Source organism: Halorussus vallis, from assembly GCF_024138165.1.
GTDB lineage: Archaea > Halobacteriota > Halobacteria > Halobacteriales > Haladaptataceae > Halorussus > Halorussus vallis.
In genome coordinates this window covers 155,837-169,481 of record NZ_CP100000.1, presented here as the reverse complement: position 1 = coordinate 169,481, position 13,645 = coordinate 155,837, and the positions used below count along the sequence as shown (strand labels likewise).

Genomic DNA, 13,645 nt, shown 5'->3' with positions numbered 1-13,645 from the left:
AACCGCGGGAAAAGGGGCCTACGCCTCGCTCACAGCCCCAGCGCCTGCATCAGCGTCATCCCGCTTGCGAGCGCGCCGAGCAGGTAACCGCCGATGGCGCCGCCGTTCAGCAGGGGCAGGCCGGCGTGGGCGCGACCTTTCAGCACCATCCAGAGGAGCACGAGCAGTCCGAGGAGGGTGCCGACCATCGAGGTCAGCGCGGGCAGGTTCATCGCGAACCCGGAAATCAGCGGCTCGGGGGGCGCGAAGAAGGCCGCGCTGGCGACCATCACCGTCGGCATCACCGCGTCGCCGAGGCCGATGAAGAAAGCGTCACGGTCGGTGATGCCGGGGCGCTCGGCTGCGTCCCCGGCGGTAGCTTCGCCGTCGCCCACCGCGTCTTCGAGCGACTCGCCGCCGTCGGGCGCGCTCGCCTCGGCGCTCGCACTGGCCGGTTCGTCGCCCCCGGACTCGCCGACCTCCTCGCCCCCGTCGAGGAACGAGTACGAGAGCGTGAGCGGAATCACGAGGATGACCGGAATCTTCAGGTCCATCACGCCGGAGGCCAGCGTCAGCATGTGTTCGGTGCCGTAGACGCTGATGGCGTCATACACCGCCAGCACCGCAAGCAACAGGATGGCCGGCAACAGGCCGAAACTGATGCCGAACAGGCCGGCCGCGCCCGCGCCCATCACGACGCCCGCACCGTCGATGACGTACCACTCCGGGTGGACCGCCAGCGCGAGCGAGACGAGCGCCGCGGCCGCCAGGGCGACGACGTTGAACGCGGTGCCGCCGATTTCGACGGTCGCGGCGGGTGGAATCACGACCGAGAAGACGTACCACGACAGCAGGCCGCTGGTGAGGATGATCATCGCCCGGAGTATCCACTCGACTTCGAGTTTGATGATGGCGAGCATCACGCCGGTCAGGACCAGCACCGCCCCGACGTAGACGAGGCTGTTGGTCGGGTCCGAGGGGTCCGGCGTCTGCTGGTAGCCCGCCCGCTGGAACGGTTCGACCAGCGCCAGCGCCCCGAGTTGGACGAGCAGGAACAGCGCGACGGTGAACCCGGCCGCCGCGAACACGCGCGTTCGGTCTTCCATGTCGGGCACGTGGGTGTGGGGGGCCTTTGCGGTTGTGGATTCCGCGTCCGTAACGAGCGTTACCGCGAGTAAGGTCGGCCTAGGCCCGACCGCGGACCGCCGACACGGGACGTTGTAATCGGCCGGTGCCGGCGAACGGAATTCAACCGTTCTCGGGGTTCAAAGGCGGCCTCGGCGTGGGTGGGACACCAGCCATGCGGAACCTCCAGCGCCTCGAAACCGTCATTCTCGTCGTCGTACTGCTCACCAGCGCCGCGGGTTCGACCGTCGGAGCGGCCCCCTCGACCGCCGCCCGCGACGGGTCCTCGACTGACGCGTCGGCCGCGAGCCTCGACGCGCCCGAGGTCCTCCGGACGCCGTCGCCCGCTCGCATCGACGCGAAGACGCCCTATCGCGTCGCCGGGCTCGGTCCCGCGGACGTGAACGCCTCGGTCGCGGGGGTACAGGGCCTCACGCCGCGAGAGGCGGCCGAACTCGGCGCGAGGCAGGGCGCGCAACTCGCCGAGATACAGGGCGCGAGCGTGAGCGAACGGGAACGGCAGGCCGCGGTCCGGGCCGCCGTCACGGCCGTCAACCAGCGCCAGGCCGCGAACGTCGGCCAGATCCTGTTCGCGGCTCGCGGGGCGGCCCACGGCGCGCTCATCCAGTCCCAGCAGGTCACCATCAACCAGATTCAGGCGGCGGTCCGCGGCGCGACCGGCGGCGGCATCACCCAGATACAGGAGGCGGACGTCCAGCAGACGCAGGTCGCCTCCGAGGGGTCGGCCTACGGTGCGGCCCACGGCGCGCTCGCCCAGCGCCAGAAGGTGAACGTCCGCCAGATCCAGGTCGCCGCGCTCGGCGCGGCGACCGGCGCAGCGAAGTCGGCGGTCCGGAACGACGTGACCGTCCCCGGAAAGGTCCAGGAGGCCGCCCAGGGTAGCGCCTACGGCGCGCTCACTCAGCTACAGGAAGTGAACGTCAAGCAGGTCCAGGCCGCCGCGCGCGGCGCCGCCGACGGGGCGCTGACCCAGGTCCAGCGCGTGAACATCAAGCAGGTTCAGGTCGCCGCGCTCGGCGCGGCCAAGGGCGGCGTCACCCAGGTCCAGGAAGTCGACGTCGAGCAGGTCCAGGCGGCCTGTAAGGGCGCGGCGGCCGGCGCGGTTTCCCAGATTCAGCGGATTTCGGTTCGCCAGGTGCAGAAGGTGTCGGTCGAACAGATCCAACTCGCCGCCGAGGGTGCCGCGAAGGGCGGTCTGATCCAGGTCCAGGAGGTGAACGTCGAGCAGATACAGTCGGCCTGTCGCGGCGCCGCCAGCGGCGTGCTCGCCCAGTTGACCGTCGTCCAGATTCAGGTCGTCAACGTCGTCCAGATACAGTACATCGCCGAGGGCGCGGCCGCCGGGGCGGCCTACGGCGCGGTGCAGAACCAGGTCGTCAACGTCAGGCAGGTCCAGGCGGCCGCCCACGGCGCGGCCCGGGGCGGCGTCACCCAGACGCAGGTCGTCAACGTCAAGCAGATTCAGGCGGCCTGCCAGGGGGCCGCGGGCGGCGCGCTCGACCAGTCCCAGGAGGCCAGCGTCGAACAGATTCAGGCGGCCGCGCGCGGCGCGTGCGAAGGCGCGGTGCGGGTCGTCCAGCGCCAGGAGGTCAACGTCACACAGATACAGATAATCGCGGAAGGCGCCGCCAGCGGCGCGGTTTCCCAGAGTCAGGTCGCGTCGGTCACCCAGATACAGGCCGCCGCGACCGGCGCGGCCGCCGGCGGGGTCGACAGAGTCGCGGCGGTCGAGAACGCGACCCTCGAACAGACGCTCGCCGCCACGGAGGGCGCGGCCGCAGGTGCCGCTGGCGCCGCGGCGGCGCAGAACGTCACCGACGCGAGCGAGATAGCCGACGCGGCCGAAAGCGGGGCGGTTCAGGCGGTCGAGGCGATCAACGAGAATCCCGACCTCGACCCGGACGAACTCCGCGACATCGCCACGGACGTCGCCTCCACCATCGAAGTGGAGACGACGGTCGAGGAAACCGCCACGGAGACGACCGTCCCCGAAACCACGACCGTCGAGGAGGTCACGGTCGAGGAGACGACCGAAGAAGCGGATGGAGACGGCGACCAGGAAACCACGACGGAAGCCGAGACGACCACGGCGGCCGAAACCACGACCGCCGAACCCGCGGCCGCGAACGTCACCTTCCGGAATCAGACCTCCGCGGGCGAGAACGTCACCGTCGCGTCGGTGACACTGCCCGAGGGCGGCTTCGTCGTCGTCCGTAACGAGAGCGTCCCGGCGGGCAACGCGACCGAACCGCAGAACGTCGTCGGCGTCTCGGAGTACCTCGAAGCCGGCACCTACGAGAACGTCACGGTCGCGCTCGACGAACCGGTTTCCGAAACCCAGGCGCTGGTCGCCGTCGCCCACCGCGACACGAACGACAACGAGAGCTTCGACTACCTCGAAACCAACGGCGAGGCCGACCCCGCGTACGCGGTCGACGAGCAGGCGGTCGCCGAGAACGCGGTCGTGACCATCGAGGCGGTGGCGACCACCACGGCCGCCGAGACGACAACTGCGGAACCCGAACCCACGACCGTCGAAGCGACGACGACCGCGGAACCGGAGACGACCACCGCGGAACCGGAAACCACGACCGCGGAGCCGACCACGACGACCGCGGCCGAAACGACGACCGTCGAACCGACGACGACCGCGGCGGTCGAGGAAACCACGACCGCGGAACCGACCACGACGACCGTCGAGGGCGAGGCGAACCTCACGTTCGTGAACCAGAGCACCGAGGGCGCGACCGTCAACGTCTCCTCGGTGACCCTGCCCGACGGCGGTTTCGTCGTCATCCACGACGGGGGCGTCATCGAGGGCGACCTCACGGGGAGCGTCGTCGGGGCCTCGGAGTACCTCGAAGCCGGCACCTACGAGAACGTCACCGTCACGCTCGACGAACCCATCTCCCAGAGCCAGGCGCTGTACGCGATAGCCTACCGCGACACGAACGACGACGAGAGCTTCGAGTTCACGGGCGGGGAAGTGGACACTCTCTACACGACCGACGGCAACGCTGTCGCCGACGGTGCGGCCGTCTACGTCCGGGCGCCCGGGACCACGGCCGCCGCGGGTGAGGAGACGACCGCGGTTGAACCGGAGACCACGGTCGCGGTCGGTGAGACGACCGTCGTGGACGCGGTGACGACGACCGAGGAAACTGCGACCGAGGCGGTCGCGCCGACCACGATGACCACGGCCGAGGAGCCGACCACCACGACCACCACCGAGGAACCGGCCACCACGACGACCGAAGAACCGACCACGACTACCACCACCACGACCGAGACGGCCGCGGCGGCGAACGTCACCTTCGACGACCAGGCCTCCGACGGCGACAACGTCACCGTCTCGTCGGCGACGCTGCCCGAAGGCGGCTTCGTGGCCGTCTACGACCAGAACGGGAGCTTCGTCGGCGTCTCGGACTACTTCGAACCCGGCCAGTACGAGGACGTGACCGTGACGCTGAACGCGTCGCCGTCCGGCCAGCAACTGCTGGTGGCGGTGCCCCACCGCGACACCGACGGCGACCAGTCGTTCGAGTTCGTCGAGAGCGGCGGGCAGGCCGACACGCCGTACGTGAACGAAACCGGCCGGCCGATCTTCGACGCGGCCGTCGTGGCGTTCGAGGGGCAGGCGACGGAGACGGTCACCGGGACGACGCTCCCGACCGTCGTTGGCGACCGCGGCGATTCGAGTAACGCGAGTCCGACCCGTGCGGGACCGCTTCGCGCCGGGCCGGTCGCCGCGTTCGCCGGCGCGGCCCTGCTGGTCGGGCGCTCGGCGCGGCGCTGAGCGCTCGCCCGCCCCGGAACTCGGCCCACAGAATTCGATTCCGATTTCGATTTTCGCTATCGCGCGTAGAGTTTCTTGCCCAGGAGCGTCGCCAGGTTCGTTCCCTCGTCGGGGGTGACCGCGACGTAGGGCCGGGCGACCGGGCCGAACACGTCGACGACCCGGCCGACGGTCGCGAGTTGTTCGTCGACCGCCATCGTCCCGATGTCCGGGTGGGCGTCGTCCGGCGTCCGGACGATGGCCAGGCCCTGGGCGGTCCGGACGACCTCGCCGAGTCGCTGCATCGGCATTATTCGCGGAGCGCGGCGACGTAGGCCGCCACGGCCTGGATGAGGTCGTTCTTCGAGGAGTCGTCGGCGTTCTTCACCAGCACGCGGCCGGACTCCTCCCAGCCTTCGCGGGAGTAGGCCTTGTCCCGCTCGATGACGGCGTCGTAGCCGACCTGCTGGACCGCCTTCGCTATCTCGTCGACCGTCGGTTCCTCGACGGCCATCTCCGTCGCGACCCGACGTCCATCGCTGCGGGTTTTGGCCGCGTCGAAGTACGCGGGCCAGAGCACCTTCTCGACCATACTCCACGGTGCGTCCCGGCCCGTTAAACACCTTTTCAGTTAGAATGCTCGAAAAGAGGAGGGGTTACCGCCGGCCGGCCAACAGCGCCGCGCCCGAGAGCGCCGCCAGCGCCGCGCCGACGCCGAAGCCCGGAATCGAGCCGGCGGCACCGCCCGCGGTGGCGGTTTCGGTCGACTCGTTCATGGCCGCCGCGGTGGTTCCGCTGGCGGTCGTGGTGGCGTTCGCCGCGGCGTACGCCTCGGGGTGGAACGCCTTGGCCATCTTCACGATGGGGTAGACGACCCGGGGCGCGGGCTGGCTGGCGTAGTTGTCGTCGATGGTGACCACGTTGCCCTGCTTCACCGCGTCGGTGGCGTTGTAGGCGTCGGTCTTCGGGTAGACGCCGAACTGGCCGACCTGGACGATGTACTCGGGGTTCTGCTTCACGACGACCTCGCCGCTTATCTTCTGGTAGCCCGAGACGTTGGCCTCGGCGGCGACGTTCGTCCCGCCCGCGAGTTCGACCAGGTTGCCGAGGAAGGTGCCGTTGCCGGCGGTCCAGCCGCCGCCCTGCGAGATGAGCACGCGGGGTTTCGGCTCGCCTTCGACGGCCTCCCGGACCGTGCCGATGCGGTCTTGCATCCACGAAACCGTCTCGGCCGCGCCCGCGCAGTTGCCCGTGAGTCGGCCGGTGAGGTTCGTCTTCGCGTAGATGTCCTCGACCGAGGCCGCGTCCTCGAACCTGTAGACGGTCAGGCCGGCGTCCCGGAGCTTTCGGACCGTCTCGTTCGGGATGATGTTGGGCGCGAGCACGAGGTCGGGGTTCGTGCCGACGACCTTCTCGACGTTGACGAAGCCCTGGCCCGCCGCCGAGACGTTCGTCCGGGACTGCGCGCCGTCGAGGTAGTCGGCGTACTGGGTGACGCCGACGACCTGGGCCTTGCCGCCGATCTCCCACATCGTCTGGGCCGCGCTCGGACCCAGGGTGGTGACGCGCTCGGGTTTCTGCTCGACCGTGACCTCGGTTCCGGTCGCGTCCGTCTCGGTGACCGGGAACGAACAGTTCGTCTGGAGCGTCGCCGCCGTTCCGGCGACGCTCGCCGCGCTCCCCGTCGCACCTGTACTACTCGCCGCATCTGTGCCACTCGCCACACCTGCGCTCCCCGCGCCACCGGCGGTCGCGGCGACGCCCGCAGGGGTCGCCGCGACGACCAGGAGGACCGCGAGGAGAACTGCCTTGCGTCTCATGCGTCTCCACGTCCGACCGTATCCAATAAGTATTTGCCTAAAGCAAGTTAGCTTTCGACCGTGCAGCGAAGCGCGAACGCGCGGGTCGCCGTCTGGTCGGTCGGGTTGACGGCGGCCCTGCTCGCCGTCGTCGTCGGAAGCGCCGCGGTCGGTCCCGTGAGCCTCGGCTACGTCGTCGTCGCCAAGGTGCTGTTGAACGCGCTGGCGGTGCCCGTCGGCCTCGGCCTCGCGGAGCGGACCGTCCACCTCGCGGGCGCGGCCGTGTCGGTCCCCGCGCCGACGGTCGAGTTCGCGCCCCTCTTCCACTTCGCGGTCCCGGACACCGCCCGGACCATCGTCACCTCGCTCCGGCTCCCGCGCATCGCGCTCGGGGCGGTCGTCGGCTTCGGACTCGCCACCGCGGGCGTCGTGATGCAGGGCTTCTTCCGGAATCCGATGGCCGACCCCTCCATCATCGGCGTGTCGTCGGGCGCGGCGGTCGGGGCGGTCGCGACCATCGCACTCCCGACTCTCATGCCGCTCTCGCTCCCCGTCGCGGCGTTCCTCGGCGCGATGGTCGCCGCGTTCGGGGTCTACCTGCTCGCCACCGAGGAGGGCCGGACCCCGGTCGCGACCCTCCTGCTCGCGGGCGTTGCGGTCCAGACGTTCCTCGGGGCGGTGGTGTCGTTCCTCCTGCTCCAGAGCGGCGAGAGCCTCCGCCGGGCGGTCTACTGGCTGATGGGCCACCTCCACCTCGCGGGGTGGGACGACGTGGAACTCGCGCTCCCGGTCACCGCCGTCGGATTCGCGATACTCTACGCCTACGCGAGCGACCTCAACGTCCTCCTGCTCGGCGAGGAGGACGCCCACACGCTCGGCGTCGAAGTCGAGCGCACGAAGCGACTCCTGCTGGCGGTCGCCAGCGTCGTCACCGGCGCGGCGGTGGCCGTCTCGGGCGTCATCGGCTTCGTCGGCCTGGTCGTCCCGCACGTGATGCGCCTGCTGGTCGGCCCGGACCACAGAATCCTCTTGCCGACCTCGGCGCTCGCCGGCGCGACCTTCCTGGTCGCGACCGACACGGTGGCCCGTTCCGGCCCGGCGGAACTCCCAGTCGGCGTCGTCACGGCGTTCCTCGGCGCGCCGTTCTTCCTCTACCTCCTCCGGAAACGGGAGGTGCGTTCGCTGTGAAAACGATTCGGAAGCGGGACGCGCTCGGCCAACCGACCGACATAGAGCCCGGTGAAACGTCCGACAGGGTGGGACTGAAAGGGGCCGCCCGCTCGCGTTTACGTGGTCGCCTCTGCAGGCCACTGTTCGGTGAGCGCCGACAGGCGCGAACCGAATATCCTGCAGAGCGACCGCGAGCGGGCGGGGGCTTTCGAGGTGTTCGCAGTCACGATCGTTGCAGTGTTCCGTGGCGAGCGGGCAGGAGCGTTCGAGGCGAACACAGACACTCGACTCACCCCAGAAATAGCGAATCAACGGAGGCCCGAAAACGATGATAGAGATAGACGGAGTCACCGTCGAACTCGGCGATAATCGAATCCTCGAAGACGTGTCCACCACCGTCGACGCGGGGAGATTCGTCGGACTCGTCGGGCCGAACGGCGCGGGCAAGACCACCCTCCTCCGGACGATCAGCGGCGTCCTCGCGCCCGACTCCGGGGAGGTCCGGGTCGGCGGCGACTCGGTCGCCGACCTCTCCTCGAAGCAGGTGAGCAGGCGCGTCGCGGTGGTCCCCCAGGACACCTCGCTGTCGTTCGACTTCGACGTGCGCGAGGTCGTGGCGATGGGCCGCCACCCCTACCGGTCGCGGTTCAGCGGCGGTCTGGGCCGCGACGACTCCGCCGCGCGAGGCGGCCTCGTCGGCGCTCGCGCCGACGAGGCCGCACCCGACGCGCCCGGGTCGACCGCCGACCACGTCGAGGCGGCGATGGCGCGCACCGAGGTCGCGGCGTTCGCAGACCGCTCGGTCACCGCGGTTTCGGGCGGCGAGCGCCAGCGCGTCCTGCTTGCGCGAGCGCTCGCGCAGGACACGCCCGTTCTACTGCTCGACGAACCCACCGCCAGCCTCGACATCAACCACCAGGTCCGGACGCTCGAACTGGTCCGGGAACTGGTCGACGAGGACGGCAAGACCGTGGTGGCGGCAATCCACGACCTGAACCTCGCGGCCCACTACTGCGACGAACTGCTGTTGCTCGCCGGCGGCGGTATCGCCGCCGCCGGCGACCCCGCGGCGGTGCTCGCCGAGGAACACCTCGAATCGGCGTTCGACACCCGCGCGGTCGTCACCAGCCACCCCGTCACCGGCGCGACCTACGTCACCGCGCTCCCCGAGCGCCCGACGGAACGCTCCGGGCGCGTCCACGTCGTCGGCGGCGGGGGCACCGTCTCGCGCATCCTCTACCTGCTGTCGGCGGCGGGCTACGACGTGTCGGTCGGCGTGCTCAACGAGGGCGACTCGGACCTCGAAACCGCGCGCTCGCTCGGCCTCGACGCGGTCGCCGAGGAACCGTTCGCGCCGGTCGGCGACGCCGCCCGGCGCGAGGCGGCCGAGCGCGTCCGGGCGGCCGACGCGACGGTGCTGGCCGACGTGGAGGTCGGCGCGGGCAACGTGGCGAACCTCCGGGTCGCCCGCGAGGCCGACTCGGTGGTGGTGGTCGAGGAGCGCCCCTTCGAGGAACGGAACTTCGCCGGCAGCGAGGCCGCGGTGCTGTACCGCGAACTGTGCGAGCGCGGCCGGGTCGTCGGTCCGGACGGCGTGCTGTCGGCCGTGGAAGACGCGGTCGAGGAATCGGGAGTCGAGGAGTCGAAAGTCGGGGAGTCGGAAGTCGAAGAAACCGAACGCGACGGGTTCGATTAGGCTCGGGCGTGTTGGCGGTGCTGGACCAGTTCGAACGCCATCAGCGCCGCGAACGTGCTGGCGGCGAGCATCACGGCCCCCGCGACGCCCAGTTCGACCGAGGGCGCGGCCAGGCTTCCGGTGCCGAGGAGCGCCCCCGAACCCACCGCGATGCAGAACCGGACGGGGCGGGAGAACTTCGCACACCGCTGGGCCAGCGTCGGGTCGAGCCCAACGATTCTGGTCCAGACGACGTAGAGTGCCGTCACGAACAGGAACGACAGAAGACCGACACCGAGCAACAGCGCGAACTTCGCCACGTTCATCGCTTTCGCCCGGAGAAGGTAAGCAGACGGATATAAACCTACCGATGATAGGTTCTGATTTTTACATGATTCGGACGCGGCGCGAACGGAACGCGGGCGGGCCGTACGCCGTCTCGGTCGGCGCGCCTCCCGAAGATCGTCGCCGCGGTGAACCGCCGTTCGGCGAGGCGTTTTATGTCGATAGCGGCCCGAAACGACGACATGACACTCGCGGGCCGGTCGGTGGTCGTCGTCGGGAGCGGCTTCGGGGGGCTGGCGACGGCCTGCTACCTCGCCGACGCGGGCGCCGACGTCACCGTGGTCGAGAAGAACGAGCAACTGGGCGGCCGGGCGAGCGTCCTCGAAGCCGAGGGCTTCCGGTTCGACATGGGACCGTCGTGGTACCTGATGCCCGACGTGTTCGAGCGGTTCTTCGGTCACTTCGACCGGTCCCCCGAGGAGTACTACGGACTGGAGCACCTCGACCCCCACTACCGCATCTTCTTCAAGGACGGTGACCGGGTCACCGTCACGGCCGACCGCGAGGCGACCAAGGAGGTCTTCGAGGAGTACGAGGCCGGCGCGGGCGCGAAACTCGACGAGTACCTCGCCGAGTCCGAGGAAACATACGAGATCGGCATGGAGCACTTCGTCTACGAGGACCGGCCGCGGTTCCGCGACTACGTTTCACGGGACGTCGCCCGCCACGCCCGCGGGCTGACGTTCCTCGGGTCGATGCGCGACCACGTTTCGGGGTACTTCGAGCACCCGAAACTCCGCCAGGTGATGCAGTACACCCTCGTGTTCCTCGGCGGGTCGCCGCGGAACACCCCCGCGCTCTACAACCTGATGAGCCACGTCGACTTCAACCTCGGCGTCCACTACCCGGTCCCGGCCGACGATTCGGACTCGTCGGCCGGCGGCATGGGTGCGGTCGTCGACGGCATCGCCGAACTGGGCACCGAACTCGGCGTCGGATACTGCACCGACAGCGAGGTGACCGCCATCACCGGGTCGGCGGGCGACTTCTTCGTCCACGTCGGCGAGGAGCGAATCGGGGCGGACCTCGTGGTCAGCGACGCCGACTACGCCCACACCGAACAGCACCTCCTCCCGCCGGAGCACCGCGCCCACGACGCCGACTACTGGGAATCCCGGACCTACGCACCCTCGGCGTTCCTGCTGTACCTGGGCGTCGAGGGCGACGTCGACCCGCTGGCCCACCACACCCTCGTCCTGCCGACCGACTGGGACCGCCACTTCGAGCGCATCTTCGACGAACCCGCCTGGCCCGACGACCCCGCCTACTACCTCTGCGCGCCCAGCCAAACTGACGACGCCGTCGCGCCCGAGGGCCACAGCAACCTCTTCGCGCTGGTGCCCGTCGCGCCCGGCCTGGACGACGACGAGGAAACCCGCCGGCGCTACCGCGACCACGTACTGGCGGACGTCGCGGAGAACACCGGCGTCGACCTGCGCGACCGCATCGTCTTCGAGGAGACGTTCTCGGTGTCGGACTTCGCCTCGCGGTACAACAGCATGCGGGGGACCGCGCTCGGCCTCGCTCACACCCTGCGCCAGACCGGCCCGCTCCGGCCGAGTCGCCGCTCGCCGAAGGTCGACGGCCTCTACTTCACCGGGTCGTACACGACGCCCGGCATCGGCGTGCCGATGTGTCTCATCGCCGGCCAACACACCGCCGACGCCGTGTTGGAGGACTACGGCGACGGTCCGGTTCCCGACCGGGGAGGCGGCGGTTTCGAGCGGGGAGACGGCGGTACCGACCGAGGGAGTGGCGGGTCCGACCGCGGCCGCGGTCGGACTCGCGCGCGAGAGACGACCCGCCGCTGGGCCGCCGCCGCGCTCGCGCGACTGGGCTTCGACCGATAACATGTTCGACGACGTCGGGGAGGCGGTCGGCGTCGGCACCGACACCGCGCTGGGCTACCTCCTGACGCTCTCGCGACCCCGGTTCTGGCTCTACCTCGCCGGGCCGGTGCTGGTCGGGGTCGCCTACGGCGCGTCGTCGGTCGCCGAACTGTTCGCCCCGCCCGCGCTCGCGCTGTTCGCGTATTTCCTGGTCCCCGCGAACGTCTACCTCTACGGCGTCAACGACGTCTTCGACGCCGGCATTGACGCCGAGAATCCCAAGAAAGAGGGCCGAGAGGCGCGCTACCGCGGCGGCAGAACCGTCCTCGCTATCGTCGTCGTTTGTGGTCTTGCGGGCGCGGCGCTCGCCGCCGCGCTCGCGCCCGCGGCGGGTTTGTGGGTCACGGGCTTCCTCGTCCTCGGCTACGCCTACAGCGCGCCGCCGTTCCGCCTGAAGACGACGCCGCCGCTGGACTCCGTCTCGAACGGCCTCTACGTCCTGCCGGGCGCGGCGGCCTACGTCGCGCTCGCCGGGCGTCAGCCGCCGGCGCTCGCGCTGGTCGCCGGGTGGCTCTGGACGATGGCGATGCACACGTTCTCGGCGATTCCCGACGTCGAACCCGACCGCCGGGCCGGGATTCGGACGACCGCGACCGTCCTGAGCGAGCGCCGTACCCTCGCGTACTGCGCGTCCTGTTGGGGCCTCGCCGCCGTCGCGTTCGGCCTGCTCGACGTTCGGGCCGGCCTCCTGCTCGGGCTCTATCCCGTCTTCGCGGTCGGAATCGCCGCGGCCGGCGTCAACGTCGAACGAGCCTACTGGTGGTTCCCGGCGATCAACGGCCTCGTCGGGATGGCGCTGACGTTCGGTGGGCTGTGGAGGCTGATGCATGGGTAGTCCGACGGATTCGCCGGAGGGAGACGAAGTGTGCGGTGAGGAAAGCGAGCGGGGTGACGGAGGCGAACGCGGCGAAGCGAGCGATTCCGACCGAGGAACCGGCCGCGACGACCGCCCGCCGGCCCGGGCCGGCGGGCGGTCGTCGGGGTCGGTCAGGCGCGCGGTCGAGGCCCGCCTGGACGCGGCGGTCGAGGAGAACCGCTTCACCATCGCGGTCGTCTTCCCGCTGGTGGGCGCGGCGCTGTTCGTCGCCAGCCACGAGGGGGTGCTCCCCGGGTGGTTGGCGATGAATCCCCTGCTGGTGCTGTTCGGGACGCTGGTGATGCGCCTACCGCTGGTCGCGGGGTTCGCGCCGTTGGTGACCCGGCGGGCGGCCGCGGGCCTGGCCGTCCTCACCGCCTACACCTACGCCATCGAGTACGTCGGCGTCACCTACGGGATTCCCTACGGCGACTTTCGCTACCTCCTCGAACTCGGGCCGATGCTGGCGGGCGTGCCGGTCGGACTCCCCGTGTTCTTCCTCCCGCTGGTGCTCAATAGCTACCTGCTCGTCCTGCTGTTCGTCGGCCCGCGCGACGCGCCCGCATTGCGGGCGCGTCGCGCACTCGCCGCGCTCGGGGTGGTGCTGGTGGTCGACCTCGTCCTCGACCCCGCGGCGGTCGCGCTTGGGTTCTGGCGCTACGAGGCCGCCGGGGCCTACTACGGGGTGCCGGTGTCGAACTACCTCGGCTGGCTCCTCAGCGGCCTCGTCGCGGTGTCGCTGGTCGAGTTCGCGTTCGACCGCCGGGCGCTGTTCGGGCGACTCGCCGACTGCCCGTTCATGCTCGACGATTTGGTGAGCTTCATCGTCCTGTGGGGCGCGATGAACGCCTACTTCCGCAATTGGGTGCCCGTCGCGCTGGCGCTCGCGCTGTTCGTCGGTCTGGTCCGGACCGAGCGATTCGACTTCGACGTGTTCGGCCGCCGACGGTCGAGTTAGGCCGAAAGAAGAGAAAACGCGAACTTCCGCTCCCTCGAGTCTGCGTCTCACCC

At 70.1% G+C, this 13,645-nt stretch carries 11 protein-coding genes; 6 read left to right on the top strand and 5 right to left on the bottom strand.

The window, feature by feature from the left end; all coding sequences use genetic code 11:
- Positions 1-29 precede the first annotated feature (29 nt).
- Positions 30-1,085: a presenilin family intramembrane aspartyl protease PSH gene (locus NGM07_RS01020; RefSeq protein WP_253515386.1), complete on the bottom strand. Its 1,056-nt coding sequence runs from the start codon at positions 1,083-1,085 to the stop codon at positions 30-32.
- Between the two features lie 125 nt (positions 1,086-1,210).
- On the opposite strand from NGM07_RS01020, the gene NGM07_RS01015 reads away from it, so the two are divergent.
- Complete coding sequence (locus tag NGM07_RS01015; protein ID WP_253515384.1) at positions 1,211-4,921, top strand: DUF7282 domain-containing protein; 3,711 nt, start codon at positions 1,211-1,213, stop codon at positions 4,919-4,921.
- Positions 4,922-4,977: 56 nt separating this feature from the next.
- On the opposite strand, the gene NGM07_RS01010 is transcribed toward NGM07_RS01015, so the two are convergent.
- From NGM07_RS01010 to NGM07_RS01000, 3 genes are all read right to left on the bottom strand, one after another.
- Positions 4,978-5,205, bottom strand: a complete 228-nt coding sequence (locus NGM07_RS01010) for an H/ACA ribonucleoprotein complex subunit GAR1 (RefSeq protein ID WP_253515382.1) — start codon at positions 5,203-5,205, stop codon at positions 4,978-4,980.
- 5 nt (positions 5,206-5,210) lie between these two features.
- On the bottom strand, positions 5,211-5,492 hold the full coding sequence (gene srp19, locus NGM07_RS01005; protein ID WP_253515381.1) for a signal recognition particle subunit SRP19: 282 nt from the start codon (positions 5,490-5,492) through the stop codon (positions 5,211-5,213).
- Positions 5,493-5,556: 64 nt separating this feature from the next.
- Complete coding sequence (locus tag NGM07_RS01000) at positions 5,557-6,720, bottom strand: PGF-CTERM-anchored ABC transporter substrate-binding protein (protein ID WP_253515361.1); 1,164 nt, start codon at positions 6,718-6,720, stop codon at positions 5,557-5,559.
- Positions 6,721-6,780: 60 nt separating this feature from the next.
- Here NGM07_RS01000 and btuC point away from each other — a divergent pair, with 60 nt between their 5' ends.
- Complete coding sequence (gene btuC / locus NGM07_RS00995) at positions 6,781-7,887, top strand: vitamin B12 ABC transporter permease BtuC (protein ID WP_253515359.1); 1,107 nt, start codon at positions 6,781-6,783, stop codon at positions 7,885-7,887.
- Positions 7,888-8,197: 310 nt separating this feature from the next.
- Positions 8,198-9,565: an ATP-binding cassette domain-containing protein gene (locus tag NGM07_RS00990; protein WP_253515357.1), complete on the top strand. Its 1,368-nt coding sequence runs from the start codon at positions 8,198-8,200 to the stop codon at positions 9,563-9,565.
- Here NGM07_RS00990 and NGM07_RS00985 read toward each other — a convergent pair.
- Complete coding sequence (locus NGM07_RS00985) at positions 9,562-9,870, bottom strand: hypothetical protein (protein WP_253515355.1); 309 nt, start codon at positions 9,868-9,870, stop codon at positions 9,562-9,564. The two genes, NGM07_RS00990 and NGM07_RS00985, sit on opposite strands and share 4 nt — an antisense overlap.
- A 201-nt stretch (positions 9,871-10,071) precedes the next feature.
- Here NGM07_RS00985 and crtID point away from each other — a divergent pair, with 201 nt between their 5' ends.
- Genes crtID through cruF form a run of 3 tightly spaced genes read left to right on the top strand, consistent with a single transcriptional unit; the run spans position 10,072 to position 13,592 of the window.
- Positions 10,072-11,739, top strand: a complete 1,668-nt coding sequence (gene crtID / locus NGM07_RS00980) for a bifunctional phytoene desaturase/3,4-desaturase (RefSeq protein WP_303657239.1) — start codon at positions 10,072-10,074, stop codon at positions 11,737-11,739.
- A gap of 1 nt (position 11,740) precedes the next feature.
- Positions 11,741-12,613, top strand: a complete 873-nt coding sequence (locus NGM07_RS00975) for a prenyltransferase (protein ID WP_253515344.1) — start codon at positions 11,741-11,743, stop codon at positions 12,611-12,613.
- Positions 12,606-13,592 (top strand): bisanhydrobacterioruberin hydratase, encoded by a 987-nt coding sequence (gene cruF / locus NGM07_RS00970; RefSeq protein ID WP_253515341.1) that lies wholly within the window; start codon positions 12,606-12,608, stop codon positions 13,590-13,592. Before NGM07_RS00975 ends, cruF begins: the two co-directional genes overlap by 8 nt.
- The last annotated feature ends 53 nt before the right edge of the window (positions 13,593-13,645 follow it).